At 69.7% G+C, this 20,195-nt stretch carries 13 protein-coding genes; 7 read left to right on the top strand and 6 right to left on the bottom strand.

The features are described 5' to 3' along the window. Positions 1 to 440 precede the first annotated feature (440 nt). From NBY65_RS21610 to NBY65_RS21600, 3 genes are read left to right on the top strand one after another with little or no spacing between them, the layout of a single operon-like run. On the top strand, positions 441 to 6,692 hold the full coding sequence (locus tag NBY65_RS21610; protein WP_150042255.1) for an FG-GAP-like repeat-containing protein: 6,252 nt from the start codon (positions 441 to 443) through the stop codon (positions 6,690 to 6,692). 59 nt (positions 6,693 to 6,751) lie between these two features. Then, positions 6,752 to 8,077 carry a glycosyltransferase family 9 protein gene (locus NBY65_RS21605; RefSeq protein ID WP_150042256.1) on the top strand — a complete coding sequence of 442 codons (1,326 nt, stop codon included), beginning with the start codon at positions 6,752 to 6,754 and terminating at the stop codon, positions 8,075 to 8,077. A 1-nt stretch (position 8,078) separates the two neighbouring features. Next, on the top strand, positions 8,079 to 8,885 hold the full coding sequence (locus NBY65_RS21600; RefSeq protein ID WP_162530662.1) for an FkbM family methyltransferase: 807 nt from the start codon (positions 8,079 to 8,081) through the stop codon (positions 8,883 to 8,885). 16 nt (positions 8,886 to 8,901) lie between these two features. Here the strand turns inward: NBY65_RS21600 and NBY65_RS21595 are convergent, their stop codons facing one another. Next, positions 8,902 to 9,996 (bottom strand): ChuX/HutX family heme-like substrate-binding protein, encoded by a 1,095-nt coding sequence (locus tag NBY65_RS21595; RefSeq protein WP_162530663.1) that lies wholly within the window; start codon positions 9,994 to 9,996, stop codon positions 8,902 to 8,904. Between the two features lie 653 nt (positions 9,997 to 10,649). On the opposite strand from NBY65_RS21595, the gene NBY65_RS21590 reads away from it, so the two are divergent. Both NBY65_RS21590 and NBY65_RS21585 read left to right on the top strand, forming a co-directional pair. Continuing rightward, positions 10,650 to 10,958 carry a hypothetical protein gene (locus tag NBY65_RS21590; protein WP_150042259.1) on the top strand — a complete coding sequence of 103 codons (309 nt, stop codon included), beginning with the start codon at positions 10,650 to 10,652 and terminating at the stop codon, positions 10,956 to 10,958. Positions 10,959 to 11,146: 188 nt separating this feature from the next. Further along, positions 11,147 to 11,950 (top strand): DUF2934 domain-containing protein, encoded by an 804-nt coding sequence (locus tag NBY65_RS21585; RefSeq protein WP_150042260.1) that lies wholly within the window; start codon positions 11,147 to 11,149, stop codon positions 11,948 to 11,950. A 44-nt stretch (positions 11,951 to 11,994) separates the two neighbouring features. On the opposite strand, the gene NBY65_RS21580 is transcribed toward NBY65_RS21585, so the two are convergent. From NBY65_RS21580 to NBY65_RS21560, 5 genes are all read right to left on the bottom strand, one after another. After that, positions 11,995 to 13,464 carry a carotenoid oxygenase family protein gene (locus tag NBY65_RS21580; protein ID WP_150042261.1) on the bottom strand — a complete coding sequence of 490 codons (1,470 nt, stop codon included), beginning with the start codon at positions 13,462 to 13,464 and terminating at the stop codon, positions 11,995 to 11,997. A 98-nt stretch (positions 13,465 to 13,562) separates the two neighbouring features. Then, on the bottom strand, positions 13,563 to 14,714 hold the full coding sequence (locus NBY65_RS21575) for an MFS transporter (protein ID WP_203330560.1): 1,152 nt from the start codon (positions 14,712 to 14,714) through the stop codon (positions 13,563 to 13,565). Further along, a complete protein-coding gene (locus NBY65_RS21570) occupies positions 14,711 to 15,991 on the bottom strand; it encodes an HdeD family acid-resistance protein (protein ID WP_150042262.1) in 1,281 nt (426 codons plus the stop codon). The genes NBY65_RS21575 and NBY65_RS21570 overlap by 4 nt, the downstream gene beginning before the upstream one ends. A gap of 168 nt (positions 15,992 to 16,159) precedes the next feature. Beyond that, complete coding sequence (locus NBY65_RS21565) at positions 16,160 to 17,332, bottom strand: iron-containing alcohol dehydrogenase (protein ID WP_150042263.1); 1,173 nt, start codon at positions 17,330 to 17,332, stop codon at positions 16,160 to 16,162. Between the two features lie 144 nt (positions 17,333 to 17,476). Next, positions 17,477 to 18,682, bottom strand: a complete 1,206-nt coding sequence (locus NBY65_RS21560) for an RNA-guided endonuclease InsQ/TnpB family protein (protein WP_162530664.1) — start codon at positions 18,680 to 18,682, stop codon at positions 17,477 to 17,479. On the opposite strand from NBY65_RS21560, the gene NBY65_RS34100 reads away from it, so the two are divergent. Beyond that, entirely contained in the window at positions 18,660 to 18,908 is a 249-nt protein-coding gene (locus tag NBY65_RS34100; protein WP_150042265.1) for a BrnA antitoxin family protein, read from the top strand. The genes NBY65_RS21560 and NBY65_RS34100 overlap by 23 nt on opposite strands. Before the next feature lie 154 nt (positions 18,909 to 19,062). Next, positions 19,063 to 20,190 (top strand): S1C family serine protease, encoded by a 1,128-nt coding sequence (locus NBY65_RS21555; RefSeq protein WP_150042266.1) that lies wholly within the window; start codon positions 19,063 to 19,065, stop codon positions 20,188 to 20,190. The last annotated feature ends 5 nt before the right edge of the window (positions 20,191 to 20,195 follow it).

The following is a 20,195-nucleotide window of genomic DNA, read 5'->3' as shown; positions in this document are numbered from 1 at the left end:
TCGCCGGCATCCGCGCCAGGGCCAGCAGGGCGGGCGCCGGAAGGAGAATTCAACGGCAAAACATTGCATTTAGAGACGAAACTTCTTCCGTAACGCGTAGTACGGTAAGAGCCACATCATGGAATGTCAATTCACGCGCGAATAAAATATAATTTCGTAATAAAAAGACTCTGTTTATGCGATTTTTATGCGTGAAATATCGCTTCGCGTTTGCCCGCCTGCGGTTTCCATCTGGCGGTCGCGGCGGCGGTGCGTTTGCCTCCGGGGGCGCAAACAGCACGTTACATTTTGTTACATATTGATAATATAAATGATTAAATTGTCATATTGCACGAGATTCCTGCAATCGATCTGGGCAATACATCAAACCTATTGCGAAGTGTCATCAAGCTGTAGTGTTCGATGCGGATTGTGCCGCCTCCATTAAATGGAACGGCAGGATGAGCAATTCCACTTTCGGAACAATCCGCTCCCTTGGTCTCGCCGCGATGCCGGGCACCGGCGGGAAAGCCCTGAGCTTCCCCGCCGCCGCGCCCCACACCGGCGGCTACCTGATTCGCCCCGGCGTGTCCGGCAGCGTCACCACCTTCACGCTGGTCTATGACCTGCTGATCCCGGCAGGCCAGTCCTCCGGTTATGGCGCGCTGTTCCAGACCGACCTGAGCAACCGTTCCGATGCGGATCTGTTCCTGAAGCGGCTCTCCGCCGATTCCGCCGGGATCGGCATCTCCGGCACCTATGACGGCGAGGTCTCCCTCGGCGGCTGGCACCGCATCGCCTTCACCTTCGAAGGCCAGGGTGACGGCAGCTCGGTGCTGTCGAAATATGTCGATGGCGCCCTGGTCGGCCAGCAATCCGTCTCCACCAGCCGCTTCAGCTTCGACGGAGACAGCGGCTTCCTGATCCTCACCGACGAGGACGGAGAGACCTGGGCCGGCGCGCTGAGCAGCTTCCTGTTCACCACCACGGCCCTGAGCGAGCAGCAGGTCGCCGCCCTCGGCGGCACCACGGCCGGCGGCATCCTCGCCGCGGCGCCGGCGGAAGGCAGCGCCACCCAGTTCGACTTCGAGAGCGGCACCCTCGCCGCCAGCTTCGGCCCCGGCACCATGGCGGCGGTCGACGCGGCGCAGGCGGGCGGCATCGCCTCCCCGGCCGAGCTCGGCCTGCCGGCCTATCCGGCCGATCCGGCCGGAGTGCTGCACTATCCCGCCTCCGACATCGCCCAGGGCTATACGGTGACGACCGGCGCCACCGAAACCGTCTCTTCCTTCACGCTGATCTACGACCTCTATCTCTCGGCGAAGGACCTGGGCGGCTACGCCGCGCTGTTCCAGACCGACCCCGGCAACGCCAGCGACGCCGACCTGTTCCTCAAGAAGCTTGGCACCGGCATCGCCGGCATCGGCATCTCCAGCGTCTATGAAGGCGAGATCACGCTGGATGCCTGGCACCGCATCGCCGTCAGCTACCAGGACATGGGCAACGGCAACACGGTCCTGCGCAAATACGTCGACGGCGCGCTGGTCGGCGAACAGACCCTCAGCACCTCCCGCTTCTCCATCGACGCCAGCGGCCGGTTCCTCATCCTGGCCGACGAGGACGGCGAGACCGCCGCGGGCTTCCTGAACAGCTTCGCCTATGTCGGCCATACGCTGACCGGGGCCGAGATCGCTGCGCTGGGCGGGGCCACGCGCGGCGGCATCTTCACTGATGCGACCGTTCCCGCCGGCACGCTGCAGTTCGACTTCGACAAGGGCGGCTACGGCACCACCTACGGCACCGGCACGCTGGCGCCGCGCGGCACCGATGGCGGCAGCATCGGCGATGCCGACAAGCTCGGGGTGGGCAAATTCCCCGGCGATGACAGCGGTGTGCTGGGCTTCCCCGCCACCGGCCCGGGCGAGGGCTACCAGATCGGCGTGAATGTCCCGGGTAGCATCAGCAGCTATTCGGTGCTGTTCGACCTGCTGATCCCGGCCGGCCAGGACGGCGATGCGGGGGCGCTGTTCCGCACATCCGCCGACATGGACGCCAATGCCAACGTGTTCCTGGTGCGCAACCAGGACGGCAGCATCGGCATCTCCGTCGCCGGCGAGACCCATGGCAGCTTCGCCTTCGGCCAGTGGCACCGGCTGGCCATCACGGTGCAGGACCAGGGCAACGGCAGCTCGGTGCTGACCGCCTATGTCGATGGCGCGGTGGCCGGGCACTTCACCGTCGATGCCGCCAAGTTCTCGGTCAACGGCACCACCGGCTGCACCGTGCTGTCGGACAATGACGGCGAGACCTGGGCGGGCTACCTGAACAGCCTGCACATCACGCCCGCCGTGCTGGACGGCGCCGCCATCGCAGCCCTCGGCGGTCCGACCATCGGCGGCATCATCGCCCAGGCCAACGCCAATCCCTATGCCACACAGTTCGACTTCGACAATGGCACGCTGACCGCGAGCTACGGCTCGGCCACCATGACCGCGATCGGCATGCTGACCCCGCCGGCCATCGCCCAGGCCATCGACGACCAGCGCCTGACCACGGCGACCGGCACGATCACCATCGACCTCGCCGGCGTCTTCAGCGGCGGCGATCTCACCTACAACGTCACCACCGGCGACGGGAAAATCGCCACCGCCCGGGTCGTCGACGGCAAGCTGGTGGTGGATGTCAACGGCTGGGGCATCACCGACATCACCGTCACCGCGTCCAATGCCGCCGGCGACGCAGTGTCCGACAGCTTCCGCCTGCGCCATGTCAGCGCCAGCGCCTACACCGTCGCGGTGGTGCCGGACACCCAGGACTACACCGACGACCCGGCCGGCGCGCGGCTGTACCACAAGATGACGCAGTGGCTGGCCGACAACAAGGCCGCGCTGAACACGGTGTTCGCGCTGCAGGTCGGCGACGTCACCCAATGGAGCGCCCCGGAGCAATGGGCGATCGCCAAGGACGCGTGGTCGACGCTGAACGGCGTGGTGCCCTACGCCGTGCTGCCGGGCAACCATGACCTGGCGGAGGGCAGCGCCTCCAACCACACCACGCTGCTCGGCCAGTACTTCACCCTCGATTATATGACGCAGAACAGCACGCTGGGCGGCGTCTATGACGGCGAGCCGAACAGCACCGCCAATGCCTGGTACACCTTCGAGGGCAGCGACGGCACCAAGTGGATGGTGCTGATGATGGAATTCGGCCCGCGCGACGACGTGGTGCGCTGGGCCAAGGGAGTGATGGACGCCCACCTGGACTACAAGGTCATCCTGGCCACCCATCACTACACCAACATGGGCACGCGTGCCGATCCGCTCTCGAACGAACTCTATGGCGAGGGCACCGGCAAGGACTACGGGATGGTGAACGATCCCCAGGGGGCCAGCGACGGCGAGGATCTCTGGCAGACCCTGGTCAGCCAGTACTCCAACATCTCCTTCGTCTTTTCCGGCCACGTGTTCGGTGACGGCGCCGAGACCATCGTCAGCTACAACCAGTTCGGCCAGCCGGTCTACCAGATGTTCGTCAACTACCAGGACGGCGTCGCGAGCGAGATCACCGGCAACGGCGACGCCTCCGCCGGCGGCAATGGCGGCAACGGCGCCATGCGGCTGGTGACGATCGATCCGGAAACCGGCACCGTCTACACTGAAACCTACCTCGCCAATCTCGACACCTATCTGACCGGGGTGCGCCAGACCACGACGCCCTCGCGCGACGGCACCAGCACCGCCGACCTGACCGGGCCCTATCTCGACCACGAGCAGACCATCCCCGGCTTCGACACCGATGCGCCAGACTACCAGTTCAAGGCGAAGGCGGGCGACGACCTGACCCTCGATGCCGGCAATGCCGGCACCATCAAGGTGACGCTCGACGGCAGCGCCAGTATCGACCTGCTGTCGCAGGTGGCGAAATACGAGTGGCTCAATGCCGCCGGCGAGGTGATTGCCACCGGCAAGAATGCCGCGCTGGAGCTGGCCGCCGGCAAATACAGCTTCACCCTGCGTGCGGTGACCGCCGACGGCGTGACCAGCACCGATACGGTCGACGTCACCGTCACCGGCGCCGCCACCCTGCTGCGGGACAACTTCAACGACGGCAACGCCAATGGCTGGACCCGCACCGGCGGCACCTGGCTGGTGAAGGGCACCGCCGCCGCCACCCCCACGGCGGCGAACGCCCAGGGCGCGCTCTATGCCTACAACGACAGCTCGGGCGCCATGATCTGGTCCGACCCGGCGGCGAAGGCCTGGACCGGCTATACGCTCGACGTCACCCTGATCACCGAGGATGACGACACCATCGGCGTCTATTTCTACTACACGGACGCCAACAACTTCTATCGCCTGACCTTCAACATCCAGAACAACGAGCGGCTGCTGGTGAAGGTGAAGGACGGCGTGAGCACCACGCTCGCCCGTGAGACCATCACCACGCCGTTCGACCAGACCATGGACCTGAAGGTCAGCGTCGCCGATGGCCGCATCTTCGCCACCCTCGACGGCGACGCGCTGTTCGGCGGGGCGGTGACCGACGCCACCGCCCCGCTCACGGGCGGCACCGTCGGGCTGGTGTCGAACAGCCAGCACCAGTCGATCTTCGACGACGTGCTGGTTACCGCCGGCACACTGCGCGCCTATGCCGGCCGCGATATCCGGGTGATCGACAGCGACGGCGACGGGGCGGCGACGATATCGCTGACCGGATCGCACAGCTTCGCCCTCGGAGGCATCGCCGGCGCGACCTGGAGCGAGAACGGCAAGGTGGTGGCGAACGCGGCCGACGCGGAGATCTCGCTCGGCGCCGGCACGCATGTGCTGACGCTGAACCTCACCGGCGCCGGCGACAGCGGCCATGACAGCGACAGCGTCATCGTCACGGTCATCAAGGCCAGTGACGTGCTGGTGCAGGATGACTTCGCCGATGGCAACGCCAATGGCTGGCGCTTCGTCGACGAGCACGAACTCGGCGCCGCGCCGGACTGGCAGGTGGTGAACGGCCGCCTGACGCAGCTCGCCGACAGCTACAGCCGCCAGCTCGGCGGCAGCGGCGACACCGCGCCGACGCCGGAATGGCGACTCACCTGGAGCCCGCTCGGCGACGGCATCTACGCGCTGCGCAAGGGGGCCTACGCCCTGTGGGACGAAGCCGGCGCGCGGGAGTGGCGGAACTATTCGACGGAAGCGACCATCCGCTGGGCCGACACCGGCGGCGTCGGCTTCCTGTTCCACTACACGGACGCCAACAACACCTACAAGCTGGAGCTCGACTCGGAGACCGGGCTGATCCAGTTGTTCAGCCTGAAGGGCGGCATCGAGCAGACGCTGTGGCAGAGCCCGAACGCCTTCACCGCCACCGACACCGCGGTGCTGCGGGTCGACATCGTCGAAGGCGTCATCACCGCCTGGCTCGACGGCGTGGCGCTGTTCGCCTCGCCGATCGCGGTGCACGACACCGAGCAGGGCACGGTCGGGCTCTACACCTGGGGCAATCCGGGGGTCAGCTTCGACGACGTGCTGGTGACGCGGCTGAACGGCGCGACGGTGCCCGGCCAGGAGATCACCGGCACCGCGGCATCGGAAATGCTCACCAGCGGCGCCGGCGATGACGTCATCCGCGGCCTCGGCGGCAACGACACGCTGGTCGGCGGCGGCGGCAACGACACGCTCGATGGCGGGGCCGGCGCCGACGTCGCGGTGGTGAATGCCACCCGCGCCGGCAGCACCCTCACCCGCCTCGGCGACGGTAGCTGGCGCCTGACCAGCGCCGACGGCACCGACGTGCTGCGCTCGATCGAAGTGGTCCGCTTCACCGACGGCGATCTGGCGCTGCACACCGCCCCTGGCGACTTCCTCGGCACCGCCACGACCGACCTGCTGTTCCAGCATGGCGGCGGCACGGTGGCGCTGTGGTCGGTCGCGAACGGCGCGGTGACGGCCTCCTCCGGGCTCGGCACCCTGCCCGCCGGGGCGACGGTGCTGGCGAGCGGCGACCTGACCGGCGACGGCATCGCCGACATCCTGACGCAACGGGCGGATGGCAGCCTTGCGGTGTGGGAGACGCATGGCGGCACGGTCACCACGCAGCATGCGCTGGCAGCCCCCGGCGCGGGACGGCAGGTCGCGGCGATTGGCGATGTCGATGGCAACGGCGCACAGGACATCGTGCTGCAGGGCAGCGACGGTGCCATCACCGCCCTGCGGATGCAGGGCGGCACGGTCGCAGGGGTGACCACGCTCGGCCACACCGACGCGGCCTGGACGCTGCGGGCCGCGACCGACCTCGACGGCGACGGCACCGACGACCTGGTGTTCACCAGCACCGGCGGTGACGTGGCGGCCTGGATGGTGCGCGACGGCGTCGCCGTCAGCGGCAAGGGCATCGGCCACCTCGCCGATGGCTGGAGCTTCGAGGCCGCCGGCGACGTGACCGGCGACGGCACGCCCGACCTGGTGTTCGCGCATACCAGCGGCACCATGGCCTATTGGGCGCTGCAGGACGGTGGCGTCACCGCCACCGGCGCGATCGGCCAGTACGCCGAGGGCTGGAGCTTCGCCACCGCCGGCGACCTCGATGCCGACGGCACCACCGACCTGGTCTTCACCCACGCTTCCGGCGCGGTAGCGGCCTGGCAGGTGCAGCACGGCCTCGCCGTTTCCGCCACCTCGCTCGGCGCCACGGCGCCGAACTGGCAACTGGTCTGAAGCCAGGATGACTGCCCGCCCCCTGCCGGCGCCCCCGGCAGGGGGCGGGATCCTCTTTCATGGAGCAAGCCCCCCTCGTGCGAGACGTGTCCCTGACCACCTTGACGCGGCGCCTCCGCCGTTTCTCCGCCACCCTGCGCGAGACCTATGCCCGCGACGGCCTGAGGGCGACCACGACCCTGCTGGCGCGCCAACTGCGCCGCAAGGGGCCGATGCTGGGACGGCACCTGCTGGGGGCAGGACGGCTGCGGCTGGTGCGGGCACGGATCGGGCGGCAACGCGCGGGCTTCCCGCCGTCACGCATCCATTGCGCCGTCGCCGTCACCGGCGGGCTCGGCGATTGCCTGGTGATCGCCCGCTTCCTGCGCGACCTTGCCGCGAGCTGCGGCGACATCGCCTTCGACGTGTTCTCCCCGACCCCGGAGCTGGCGGGCTGGGCCTTCGCCGCCGTGCCCGGCTTCAACCAGGCCTATGACGACATCCTGTTCGAGCGCCTGCTCGGGGAATACGACCTTGCCCTGCGCGCCAACCAGACGGTGGTGGTCTATCGCGAATGCGTCCGCTGGGAGACGCTGCGCGAGGCCCCGGCGCTGGTGCGGGCGCTGCGGACGCTGATCCACGCCCGCGCCGGCGTCGACGTGTTCATCAACCAGCATCCCTATCTCGACAACTTCCTCGGCCAGAGGGCGGTCTTCGCCGGCGCCACGCGGCGCGACTGGCTGCACCGGATGGCGGGCATCGCCTATGGCGGCGACCGGCTCGCGGTGCCGGCCAACCGGCTCGCCCCGGCACGGCTGGGGCTGCCGGCGGGCGGCTACGTCACCGTGCATAACGGCTTCGACACCCGCTTCGTCATCTCCGGCCGGCGCGCGACCAAGTGCTATCCGCAGTTCGGCGCCGTCGTCGCCCGGCTGAAGCAGGCATTGCCGCATCTGCTGTTCGTCCAGCTCGGCGCCCGCGACACCAGCGAGCCCCTGGCGGAATGCGATCTCGACCTGGTCGGCCGCACCACGCTGCAGGACGCCGCCGGGGTGCTGGCACAAGCGGCCTTCCACATCGACAACGAGGGCGGGCTGGTGCACCTGGCGCGCTGCTACGGCGTGACCTCCGGCGTGGTGTTCGGGCCGACCCCGAGCGATTACTTCGCCTATCCCGACAATGTCAGCCTCGACCCGCCGGTCTGTGGCAATTGCTGGTGGCTGACCCGCGACTGGATGGATGCCTGCGCCAAGGGCCACAAGGAGCCGCGCTGCATGACCGAGCAGCATCCGACCGACGTCGCCGAACGGCTGCTCGCGGCCATGCTGGCGCACGGCCTCGGCACCGCCCTCCCCCCACCCGATGCGGTCGCGGCGCTGCCCTGCACGCCCGGCGAGGATGCCTGAGATGGACGAACGTGATTTCGCCGCCCTGCTGGAGACGGCGCTGGAACGGCAGGTGGGCACGCCGCTGCGGGCCCTGGCCGAGGCGATGACGCCGCGGCCGGCGGCACCGGCGGAGGGTGGACTCGGGCCATGGAATTACCGCGGCCACCCCGACCAGCCCTTCGGGCCGGTATCCTACGCCCAGTTCGGTGAGGACCTGATCCTGCAGAACCTGTTCCACATGCTGCGCATCGAGCGGCCCGGCTTCATCGATGTCGGCGCCCATCATCCCGTCGCCTGCAACAACACCGCGCTGCTCTATGCGCGCGGCTCGCGCGGGGTGAACATCGATGCCAACCCGCATTTCATGCCGGCCTACGCGGAGCTGCGGCCGGAGGACGTGACCCTCAATCTCGGCATCGGGCCGGCAGCGGGGGAACTCGACTACTACATGATCGACGAGTTCTCCGGCCGCAACGGCTTCGACCGCGCCACCGCGGAAGCCTTCGTCGCCGCGCATCCCGCCTTTTCCATCCGCGAGGTGCGGCGCATCCCGGTGGTGACGCTGGACGAGGTGGTGGCGACGCAGTGCGGCGGCACATGGCCTGATCTGCTGTGCATCGATGCCGAGGGGCTGGACTGCGCCATCCTGGAATCAGCACATTTCGGCCCGGCGGGGCCGCGCGTGCTGTGCGTCGAGAATGTCAGCGGCGATGACCACGACGCGGCCGGGCGGCTGGAGGCCATCGCCGCCGCGCGCGGCTTTTCGCTGTTCGCGCGGACGGTGGGGAACCTGATCCTCTGGCGCCCCACCGCGCCGGGCGGCTGACCGCGCGCCGGCGCGCTCAGCCGGCGAAACGGTGCCAGCTTTCCGCCGTCAGCGGCGACGCCGGCGCCAGGCCTTGTGGATCAACGCCGTCGCGCGCCAGCCGCCGGCCGCAGAACATCGCCATCGGCGTGCCGTCGGTGGCGAACAGCTCGAGCGAGGTCACCACGCCCTGCGGCGTCGGCGTCGCCACCACCCACCCTCCGGCGATCGCCCGCGCCCGCAGGTAGAGCACGGCATCGGCGCCGCGCACCTGCAGCCAGGGGCCGGCATCCGTCACCACCTCCAACAGGCCGGTATGGGTCTGCAGGCAGCCCGGGTTGCCGACCATGACCGTCAGCGGCTCCGCCGCCGCCACGCGGCGCAGCAACCCGACCACCGCGTCCGGCGACACCCGGCGTGCTTCCCCCAGTTGCCGCGGTGCCCAGGTGCAGCCGGCGCTGCACCGGTCGGCACCGCAGTGCCCGGACAGGCCGGAGACTTCGCGCGCGTCGCGCAGGGCATCCCAGGTGGCACGGAAGGCGGCGACGTCCATTACCGCCTCTGGCGGCACCGGAAAGAGCGGCGGTGCCGGCGGGGCGGCGGGATCGATGTCGATGGCGGGCAGGCCCGGCGCGGCCAGGGCCACCAGCAGCCGTTCCCAGACGGACAGGTCCGAGTCCTCGGTCAGCAGCACCTTGTGCACGGCGCTGCCATCGGCGGCGAAGACCTGCAGCGCCCGCCGTCCCTGCCCGGTGGTGGCCCAGGCATGGCACCAGTGATCGAGCGACAGCCGCAGTTCCACTTCCTGGCCGGGAGGGCGGACCGGACCGGGCCGCTGCTGGGCGAACATGGCGTGGCCATGCGCCTCCAGCACCGCATGGGCATTGCCGGTCTGGGCGAGCACCGGACCAAGCCGGCGCAGCCCCTCCAGCAGGGAGGGCCAGTCGGCGCGCAATCTGGCACTGGTGCTGCCCTCGTCCATTTCCACCAGTTCGGCCTCGGTGATCGCCAGCCGGCGGGCGATGTCGCTGCCATCAAGCTGGGGCCAGACCGTCTCCGCCATGGAAAGCCCGTCCCCCGGCACGTCGATGGACGAGGGTGGTTTCAGCGCAGGGGAGAAGCAGGCGGTCATGGTGGACTCCGTGGAATCGGCGGCGACGTCGGAAAGCGGAGCAGAAGGAACGGTAGGGTAATTGAGAATTACTTGCAATCTCCTGAAGCATCGCAATGTCGCTGCCGGCACGGCCGGATCAGCGCACGCAAATAGATGCCGCCAACGCGCGCAGCGTCGCAGCACGGACCCGCATCCCCGGGTCGAATGCGACAACGGGCCAGGGGCCAGGAAGTTGCGCAGGGCGGAGTAACGATGTGGCCCCGTTCCGCCCGGGGACAAGCGGTCGTGCCGTGACGAAATCGCCGCCGCCAGCCCGGCGCGCGGGGCACGTCCCGCGCCCGCGCCGACGGCGGCATGCCATGCACGGCGTGGCGGACGAGAGAGGAGCACCGCCATCCGTTTCGGGCAGGACGGCACCTCCGGCTGGGCCGGCCGGGCAGCGCTGTCCTTTTCGTCATCGGCCATTGGGCCATGGCCGTCGTGGTGTCGGTCTAGCTGAAACTGCGAATGAATCGCAAGTCAATTCCGTGCGGGCCGTCACCCATGGCGCAGGCGGCCGGGCAGCGCCACGATCGCTGCCACGATCCCGGGCATTGACGCCATAATCTGGCCACATGGCGCGCGCCATGTGAGGCCGGCGACAACAGCCCATCATTCGTCGGACAGCCACCATGGCACAGGCACTTCAGGCCGCAGCGGATTGCCACCCGGCACGCGCCTACGCGATCAGCGAGAAATTGCTGCGTCTTTTCGGCCTTCGCCCCTCCGACCCGCCGCCGATGGACCCCGCCGCCCTGGAGGCGGTGCTGGCCTTCCGTGGCTTCACCTCGTTCATCGGCCTGCCGGTGCCGGTGTTCGTGCCCGCCATCACCCCCGCCGGCGAGGCCGCGGACGAACCCGAGCCCACCCGGTGGTCGCGCGCCGCCCCGGAGAACCATGCCGGCGCATCCTGGCTGCGCCCGCGCGCGCTGCGTCGCTGACGCGACCCGGACAGCCACACTTAAAAGCCCAAACCTGACAGCGATCATCACGGCCGGGACGCTGCCGCCCCGGCCGCGCCCGTCGTTGCACGCGCATCCTGGCCCCGCATCTTTCGCGTCGGCCTGCCCTGCCACTGGGGCTGCGCCCCGGCGTTTTCCCTCCGCCTGCATGGCAGTAGGGAGAGCACATGCCCAATCATCAAGAACGCATCCGGCAACGTGCGCACGACATCTGGGAACAGGAGGGGCGTCCCGAGGGGCGCGAGGAAAGCCATTGGCTGCGTGCGAGCCGGCAGATCCGGACCGAGCAACACCAGGCCCGCGTGATGGCGTCGATGCCCGCCCTGGTGTTTCCACCGGGACGGCATCGGCATGCGGCGGGCCGCCCCGCCCCGTCGCCCCCCCGGCGCGACGCCGCCGCCGAGGACGTGCCACGCACCCCGCCACTCACCCGCGATGCCGAGCCGGCTGCCCCGGCCTCTGCTGAATTCCCACCCGCCGTGGCCGGGGCCACACCCCCCGGCATCACCGATGCCCCCGCGCGCGAGGCCGCGGCCTCGCGACGCAAGACGGAACGGCGACGGATGCAACGGCGCGACACGCCCCCGGCACAGGCCATCTTCACGGCGGTCTTCGACCTGGGCCTGGCCTGGCTCGACTGGATCCTGGGCGTGCAGAGGGCCTTCCTCCAGTCCTTCGCCTCCCCCGCTTCGGGGGCGACGCGACGCAGCGCCAGCCCTCCCCGCCCGGCCACCCGGGCGGGCACGACGCCGCGCCGGGACATGACGAAGCCGGAGTCCACGACCGCCGGGAAGCGCCCGAGGAAAACCGCGGGCGACAAGCTGCCCGGATCGCTGCGGCCGACCGTGCCCGATTTTCGTCCGCTCGGTCCGGCGGCACCGGCCACCAGGGCCGCGCCACCGCACCGGCCCACCGCCGACCTCGATGCACCGCCGCCCCCCATCCTGCAGCCCACCGGCACCAAAGGCTGAGCGCGTTCCCCGGCGGCTCCCCGGCCCGACCAAGGGGCCGCCGGTCAGGCGACCCAGTTGCCGTGGAAGCCGTGCGGCACCCGCCGGGGCAGCATCACCTCGGCCACCGGCGGGCGGCCGATCGCGAGCGCCTCCAGCAGCACGAAGCGGGACGTGTCGGAGCCCTGGTCGTAGACCCAGGCACCGATCCAGCCATCCGCCTCGCCCTTTCCGCCAGGACGGGGAATGAACACCGGCTCACCCACTGCCTGCCCGGGGCCGAAATCATGCAGCTCCGTCGCCCCGCTCCCAAGGTCGTAATGGATCAGCGCCCCAAAGCTCGCGGCATGACCGGGCGTGGCGCCGTTGCCCGTGCTCCAGCCATGGCGGTTGGGCCGGCCCAGCACGGCCGGATCAACGCGGGGAAATTCGGCGCGCCGGTCGCTGAGCGGGCGACGTTCCACCCGGCCGGTGCCGGGATCCAGCTCGGCCCGCCACAGGCAGGGCGGGGCGGCGGCGGCGACGGCGGGCCCGAACCCGGCATACTGCACGTAGTCGACGACGATGCGCCCCCCGGCATCGAACGCATTGAGGAAATGGAAGACGAAGAACGGCTCGGTCTCGAACCAGCGCACCGGGCCGGCGCCGTCGCGCGGCACCACGGCGATGCGGGTGCCGCGCTCGGGCTGCCAGGACAACATGCTGCCGCCCTTCGCCACCGCCTCGGGATCCAGCACCACCGGGCAGAGGAAGAACACCATGTGCGTGGCGGTCGCGGCGAAATCGTGCAGCATCACCGGCACCGGCGCTTCCAGTTCGATGCGCCGGGCCACGCGGCCTTCGGCATCGATGACGAAGCCGACCAGGAAGGGCGGACGGAGCCTGTAGCGGAACGCCACCAGCTCGCCGCTGGCCGGATCGGGCTTGGGATGCGCGGTGAAGGCGTCGGTGATCTGCCCATCGAAGTCGTAAAGCCCGATGGTCTCGAGCTGCGGGCCGAGCTCGGTCGGCAACCCGCCTTCCCACAGCGCCAGCGTGCGGCCGGCATGGTGGATGACGTTGGTGTTGGCGGTGTTCTTGATCGGCCCCGGATCGCCGTCCGGCCCGATCAGCGCGGGCTCTGGCAGCACCGGCGCCAGCACGCTGCCATAGAGCGCGCGGCCGGCACGGCGCTCGGCCCGCAACCCGCGAGTCTCGACGAAGCGGTTGCGGTAGGCGACCCGGCCCCCACGGAAGCTCAGCGCATGCACCATGCCGTCGCCGTCGAACGGATAGGAGTAGGAGAGCGGCGGAAAGGCGACGTTGGGGCCGTTGCGCAGGAAGCTGCCTTGCAGCCCCTCCGGCAAGGCGCCGCGCACCGGCAGGTCACTGAGGTCGCATTCGTCGCCAACCGGCGCGTAGGCGCCCTGCAGGAACGGGTTGTCCGCGGCGGGGGACGCGGCGAGGTCGTTGACCGGCAGGTGATGCGCGGGGCGACCGCCCGCGCCATCGGTCTGAGGCCCGCGCAACGGCACGGCGTGACGGCGCGTCTGCATGGTGATCCCCCTTCGCGGCGCTGCGGCGTGCCGGGAAGGTGGGATCGGGCCGGCCGGGGGACGCGGGGCCTGACGTCGTTGTGAAACCGCGCCTCGGCTCAGGCGGCGGGGGCAGTGGCGCGGCGGCGCGCGAGCACGGCGCAGACCGTGAAGGCCGCACAGGCCAGCGCCACGAAATACACCAGGCCATGGTCGGATGCCTGCATCGCCAGCCCGGCACAGACCGGGCCGAGCAAGGCGCCGACGCCCCAGAACAGGCTCATGACCGCATAGAGCCCGACCAGCCGGCTGCCCTGGAAACGGCTGCCGACGATCGCCAGCATCATGGTGTAGATGCCGACGAAGGCCCCGCCCCAGGCGAACAGCAGCGCCCGCGTCGCCCAGGGCCAGCCGAGCGCCCAGGGCCAGGCCAGCGCACCCAGCGCCGACAGTGCCGCCAGCAGGATGATCATGCGCTCGCGGTCGACCTTGTCGCCCAGCCAGCCGATCGGCAGTTGCAGCACGATGGCGCCGAACATCATCCAGGTCATCAACTGCGTCGCCTCGGCCTCCGGCCAGCCCACCGACATGGCATAGAGCGTCAGGAAGGTCAGGCCCGCCGTCTCCACCGCGGCATTCAGCGCCGTCGCGCCCATGGCGAGCGGGGCGAGGCGGATGGAACGCCACGGATTGGCGTGCTCGGGCGGGGCGAATGCCGGCGCCGTCACGAAGCGCGGCAGCACCAGGAACGCCGCCCCCACCGCCAGGGCGGCCCCCGCCACATAGGGGGCGAACCCCTCCGCGCCGATCAGCGACAGCAGCAGCGGGCCAAGCGCCAGCCCCACCGACAGGCCCGCGGTGTAGGCGGCCATGGTGCGGGCCCGCGTCGCCTCCGTGCTGAGGGCGTTCAGCCAGGTCTCCGACAGCACGAACAACGCCTCCGAGGCGGCGCCGAGCAGGACCCGCAGCCCGAACCACGCCGCCAGGAACGGCAGCGCCGGAAACAGCAGCAGCAGCCCCGCCGCAGCCAGCAACGCGCCGATGACGGTGCGCCGCAGGCCAAGCCGCGCCGTGATCGCGGGCAGCAGGAACGCCATGCCGAGCACGCCCACCGCATGCATGGCGGCATTGGCGCCGATCAGGGCCTCGCTGAAGCCCCGCCCGGCGAGGTCGAGCGCGATCAGCGCCGCCGCCAGGCTGTAGGTCAGGCCGAAGATCACCGCCACCACGATGATGGCGAGGCGCGCGGCCAGGGTGCGGTTGCCGGTCACGCGGCCGGCACCGCGCGGACCGGCGCCCTGCCCCCGGCCCGCGCCGGCAGGTCGAGCACACCCGCCAGGGCCCGGGCATAATCGAGCATCAGCCCGGGGGTCCACGCCATCGCGGCGGCGCGGCGGCGGATCAGGCCGGCGGTCCACAGCTCCGGCAGGACCAGCAGCCGCAGCAGGAACCACGGCGAGCGCGCCCGCCCGGCGAAGCAGCCCTCCACCGCGGCATCCAGCGCCCGCGCCACCGCGGTCGAGCAATTGCGGCGGGTGAGGTTGTAGGTGGTGTCCTGCCGGTAGCCCTCCCAGAACGCGCGCAACGCCCCGAGATCCAGGCCGCGCAGCTCCACCTGCACGGTCGAGGGACACCACTCCCCGCTTTCCTCCGCGTAGCCCGGCAGGAACCGGCCCGGCACATCGTTGTCCACGGTCGCGCGCAGGGTGCGGGTGAAGGCCGACTGGTCGCGGTCGATGTCGGCCGCGGGATAATGGCTGATGTAGACATCCGGCGCCTCCAGCGCCGCATGCCCGGTGGAAATGACGCCCTTCTCGTCCAGCGCCGCCACGTAGCGCGCGATGCCGTGGCGCAACGGTGCGAGGGACCCGGTCGGGGTCCAGACATGGACAACCAGATTGCCTGCCATCGCCGGAACAGGGGCCTCGCCGGCCGCATCAGGCCAGCGGCCGCGCGGCCAGCCGTCGCTCAGCAGCCGCGACATTGGCATGCCCGCCGGCAGCCGCCGGATGCGCCAGGCCAGCACCAGCAGGCTGATGGCAGTGACCATCATCAGCGTGCCCACGTCGAGCCCGACCTCGCCCTGCCAGCCCGTCGGCCATGGCACGAAGGACCAGACGCCGAGCGCGAACTCGAACACAGCCACTCCCAGCGCGCCGCGCCAGCGGGGGAAGCGCACCACCGTGGCACTCGCCGCGCGCCAGCCCGCATCCAGCACCAGCAGGATGCCGACCAGGAAGCCGATGACGATGTCGCTGCCCCAGGGACGCAAAATGATCAGCAGCGAAATGACGGCCAGGATCGCCGCCTTGGCGAAACGCAGGCCACGGCGCGAGTCGATCCCACTCAACCCGGCAACGAACGAGACACCCGCGTCGAGCAGCAGCGGAATTGCGAAATACACCGGCCAGATGCGGAATTCATCCAGCAGCGCATCGACGAAGAAGAACGCCCCGACGAGCAGCCAGGCCAGGCCGATATACCCGATGGTCCGCCATTTCTCCCGGACGACCTGCGCGCCAATCAGAAGTAACAGCAGCTCTGTCATCGGCGCCGGACCACGTACCTCCCGGAACGCGCAACCTGCGCGCTCCGGAAAGATACGGTCCATCACCTTTTTGGCAAGAGAGCGTTGGGGCTTCGCCCCAAACCCGACCAGGAGGCTCTGCCTCCTGGACCTCCGCCAAGGGCCACAAGGCCCTTGGATCCCATTCTTTTACGCTGCCGGCACCAGGCTCGCTTCCAGGATGCGCCGGCTGACCTCGGGGGTGATCTCCTTCTGCTCGCCCAGGGCGGTCATGCCGTGCGTCTCCAGCTGCGCGACCAGCCCGTCGATCGCCTCCGTGCCGACCGCGTAGCTCGACAGCCGCGTGGGCAGGCCGAGGCTTTCGAAGAACGCCTCGGTCCGGCGGATCGCCGCCTCGATGCGCGCGTCCTCGGTCCCTTCGGTGATGTGCCAGACGCGTTCGGCGTACTGCAGCAGCTTGCCGCGCTTGGCTTCCCGCCGCTCGCGCAGCAGCGCCGGCAGCACGACAGCGAGGGTGCGAGCGTGGTCGATGCCGAAGCGGGCCGTCAGCTCATGGCCGATCATGTGCGTCGCCCAGTCCCCCGGCACCCCCGCCCCGATCAGGCCATTCAGCGCGAGCGTAGCGGTCCACACCAGGTTGGCGCGGGTGTCGTAATCCTCCGGCTGCGCCACCGCCCGCGGCCCGATCTCGATCAGGGTCTGCAACAGCCCTTCGGCGAAACGGTCCTGCACCCGCGCATCGACCGGGAAGGTCAGGTACTGCTCGGTGATGTGGACAAAGGCATCGACCACGCCATTGGCGACCTGGCGCGCCGGCAGGGTGAAGGTCTTGCTCGGGTCGAGGATCGAGAACTGCGGGAAGGTGTACGGGCTACGGAAAGCGAGCTTGGCGGCCGTCTCGGTGCGGGTGATCACCGCGGTGGGGTTCATTTCCGATCCGGTGGCCGGCAGGGTCAGGACGCTGCCAAACGGCATCGCACCGGTGACGTTGGCGCCGTGCGTCTCCAGGATGGTCCAGGGATCCTCGCCGGTGAAGGACAGCGCGGCGGCGACGAACTTGGTGCCGTCGATCACCGAGCCACCGCCCACCGCGAGCAGGAAGTCGAGCCGCTCCTGCCGCACCAGGGCGACCGCGCGCATCAGCGTCTCGTAGGTCGGATTGGGCTCGATGCCGCCGAACTCGCGCACCTCGCGCCCGCCGAGCGCGGCCCGCACCTCGGCGAGCGTGCCGTTCTGCCGGACGCTGCCGCCACCATAGAGCACCAGCACACGCGCCGCCGGCGGCAGCAGCGCATCCAGCCGCGCGATCGTGTCGCGGCCGAAGACGATGCGGGTGGGATTGTGGAATTCGAAGTTCAGCATGAAGCGCTCCTGTCGGCCTCGTCGCCGGTCAGAGGCGCCTGAAACCGATACCGCCGTCCAGAACCGCCCGCGCGCGGCTGCCGTGCGAACACCACAGACCTGACATCCTCTCGGGGCCGAAGCCCCGAGTTCCGGAGTGCTGCATCACGCTGCCCTCCGGCGGGTTCCTGCTTCTCTGGGCCGCTTAGCGCGGTGTCCCTCCACAGGCAGCACCGGACTGTCCGCCCGGCGAAGAATGTTGATTGCCGCATTCCCATCTGCGTTGGCTTCGTGGCCGCAGGCCGTGCAGCGGAACTGCGACTGGCTGATGCGGCTGGCCGCATCCACCGCGCCGCAAACCGAACAGGTCTGGCTGGTGTATGCCGCCGGCACTTCGATCAGCCGGCCGCCGCGCTCCGCCAGCTTGTAGCCGAGCATGACGCGGAAGCCGTGCCACCCTTGATCGAGGATGGAGCGGTTCAGGCCAGCCTTGGCGCGCACGTTTCGGCCGGGCTGTTCGACGGTGCCGCCGGCCGAGCGGACCATGTTCCGGACTTCCAGCTTCTCCAGCACGACCTTGCCGTGGTTCTGGGCAACGTGGCTGGATGCTTTGTGCAGGAAGTCCTTGCGAGCACGGGCGACCCGCGCATGTAGCCGGGCAACCCGGCGAACCTGTTTTCTTCTGTTGTTGGAGCCTCTTTTCTTCCGCGCCAGCTTCCGTTGTGCCCGGCGCAATGCCTTCAGCGCCTTCTTGCCGCAGTCGGCGGGCGCAATGCTGGTGCCGTTCGACACGGCTGCGAACACTGCCACGCCCCGGTCGATGCCGACCGCTGGCAGGGTGGACGGCGATGGATCGGCAATCTCGCGCTCATACTGCGCTGCCACGGTCCAAATACCGGCACGCCGGCCGACGGTGATGTTCTTTACCGTGCCGGGGATATCGCGATCCCAGCGCAATCGCACCCATCCGAGCTTAGGCAGCTTCACCTCGCCCCAGTGCCGGGAGATGCGGCGGAAGTCGAAGGTCGCTGGGTCGGGGAACCGCATGGCATCGTTCAACCCGCGCTTGCGTGGCTGCGGTGCCTGTGCGCGTCCTTCCCACCAGTTCATATAGGCGCGGTCGAGGTCTTTGATCGCCTGTTGCAGCGGGTGGACCGGCACATCTCGCAGCCAATCCACCTCCGCCCGCAACGTGGTGACTTCGCGGCATTGGCTGGCGAAGTTGAAGGTCCGGCCTGGCCGATACCAATCCCGGCGCTGCTCAAGGGCGATGTTGTAGGTGAACCGCACGGCACCGACCCACTGGCCGAGCTTCTGTTCCTGCTCGTCGATGGGATAGAGGCGGTAGATGTGTGCCTTGCGGATCAGCATGAGATGTATTGTATATACAGACGCGCTGCGGCGCAACAGAAAACTGTATATACATATGCCCCGAGGCGACCCGAAGAAAGCCGTGTCCATTCGCCTCGATCCAAAGCTGATCGAGGCAGTGCGAGCAACAGGCGAAGAGTTAACCACCGCTGTCGAGAGCGGTCTGCGCCTATGGTTGAAGCGGATCACCAAGAAGCCCTCCATCCGAAAACCGACACCCGACTGACTCATGTCGGCGCAGACGCGCCTCACGGCCTTACCCGGCCCTGAACGGCCGCGCTTGCGGCCGATTTTTGGTCAGCGGCGGACGTCCCGGCCCGATCGGCGCGATGGCGGAGCGAACTTGTCCGCCGGCGCCCCGGCCCCTATAGCCTTGGCCCATGCCCAACGACACGCGGTTCCTGCTCCGGCTGCTGGCCATCACCGCGGCGATACTGCTGCTGGTGCTGACATGGCGGGAGCTGCCCCTGATCGAGGCGGAATGGCTCGCCCCGCGCGCCAGCCCGCGCCCCGTCGAGCCACGCGGCGACCTCGCGGCGGACGAGCGCAGCACCATCGCCCTGTTCGAGAATTCCCGCGATTCGGTGGTGTTCATCACCACGCTGGAACGGGTGGTCAACCCCTGGACGCGCAACGCCCTGCAGGTCACGCGGGGCACCGGGTCGGGCTTCGTCTGGGACCGGCTGGGTCACATCGTCACCAACAACCACGTCATCGCCGGCGCCTCCGGCGCCACGGTGCGGCTGGCCGACGGGCGGGCCTTCAACGCGACGCTGGTGGGCACCAGCCCCGACCACGACCTCGCGGTGCTGCGCATCGGCGTGGGAGGCGGCGCGCCGGCACCGCTGCCGATCGGCAGCAGCCACGACCTGCGGGTCGGCCAGAAGGTGTTCGCCATCGGCAACCCCTTCGGGCTCGACTGGACGCTGACCACCGGCATCGTCTCGGCACTGAACCGCGAGCTGGCCGACGAGCGCGGCGGCGCGATCCAGGGCCTGATCCAGACCGACGCGGCGATCAACCCGGGCAATTCCGGCGGGCCGCTGCTCGATTCCGCCGGGCGGCTGATCGGGGTGAACACGGCGATCTACAGCCCCTCCGGCGCCTCGGCCGGCATCGGCTTCGCGGTGCCGGTGGACACCGTCAACCGCGTGGTGCCCCGCCTGATCGCCACCGGCCGCTATGTCCGCCCCACGCTCGGCATCCGCACCGAGCCGCAGATCAACGACGCGCTGGCGCAGCGGTTCGGCATCGAGGGCGTGTTCGTGCTCGACGTCGCCCCCGGCTCGGCCGCCGACAAGGCCGGGCTGCGCGCGGCCGAGCCCACCCCGGGCGGGGGCGTGCGCATCGGCGATGTCGTCCTCGCCATCGGCGACCGCCCGGTGCGGCAGGTCGCCGAGCTCGGCGCGGCGCTGGACCCGTTCGAGCCGGGACAGCAGGTCCGGGTGACGATCCTGCGCGACGGGCAACGGCTGGAGGTGAACCTGGCCCTGGACGCGGGACCATGACCGAA

The organism is Rhodovastum atsumiense (assembly GCF_937425535.1).
Lineage (GTDB): Bacteria > Pseudomonadota > Alphaproteobacteria > Acetobacterales > Acetobacteraceae > Rhodovastum > Rhodovastum atsumiense.
The sequence above is the reverse complement of the archived record's forward strand: the minus strand, read 5'-3'. Positions and strand labels throughout refer to the sequence as shown.

What these genes read in the sequence shown, in the direction of transcription:
- NBY65_RS21590 (WP_150042259.1), top strand. Translation starts at nt 10,650, where the DNA reads ATGGCACAGGCACTTCAGGCCGCAGCGGATTGCCACCCGGCACGCGCC.
- NBY65_RS21570 (WP_150042262.1), bottom strand. Translation starts at nt 15,991, where the DNA reads ATGACAGAGCTGCTGTTACTTCTGATTGGCGCGCAGGTCGTCCGGGAG.
- NBY65_RS21580 (WP_150042261.1), bottom strand. Translation starts at nt 13,464, where the DNA reads ATGCAGACGCGCCGTCACGCCGTGCCGTTGCGCGGGCCTCAGACCGAT.
- NBY65_RS21585 (WP_150042260.1), top strand. Translation starts at nt 11,147, where the DNA reads ATGCCCAATCATCAAGAACGCATCCGGCAACGTGCGCACGACATCTGG.
- NBY65_RS21555 (WP_150042266.1), top strand. Translation starts at nt 19,063, where the DNA reads ATGCCCAACGACACGCGGTTCCTGCTCCGGCTGCTGGCCATCACCGCG.
- NBY65_RS34100 (WP_150042265.1), top strand. Translation starts at nt 18,660, where the DNA reads ATGTGTGCCTTGCGGATCAGCATGAGATGTATTGTATATACAGACGCG.
- NBY65_RS21565 (WP_150042263.1), bottom strand. Translation starts at nt 17,332, where the DNA reads ATGCTGAACTTCGAATTCCACAATCCCACCCGCATCGTCTTCGGCCGC.
- NBY65_RS21595 (WP_162530663.1), bottom strand. Translation starts at nt 9,996, where the DNA reads ATGACCGCCTGCTTCTCCCCTGCGCTGAAACCACCCTCGTCCATCGAC.
- NBY65_RS21560 (WP_162530664.1), bottom strand. Translation starts at nt 18,682, where the DNA reads ATGCTGATCCGCAAGGCACACATCTACCGCCTCTATCCCATCGACGAG.
- NBY65_RS21610 (WP_150042255.1), top strand. Translation starts at nt 441, where the DNA reads ATGAGCAATTCCACTTTCGGAACAATCCGCTCCCTTGGTCTCGCCGCG.
- NBY65_RS21605 (WP_150042256.1), top strand. Translation starts at nt 6,752, where the DNA reads ATGGAGCAAGCCCCCCTCGTGCGAGACGTGTCCCTGACCACCTTGACG.
- NBY65_RS21600 (WP_162530662.1), top strand. Translation starts at nt 8,079, where the DNA reads ATGGACGAACGTGATTTCGCCGCCCTGCTGGAGACGGCGCTGGAACGG.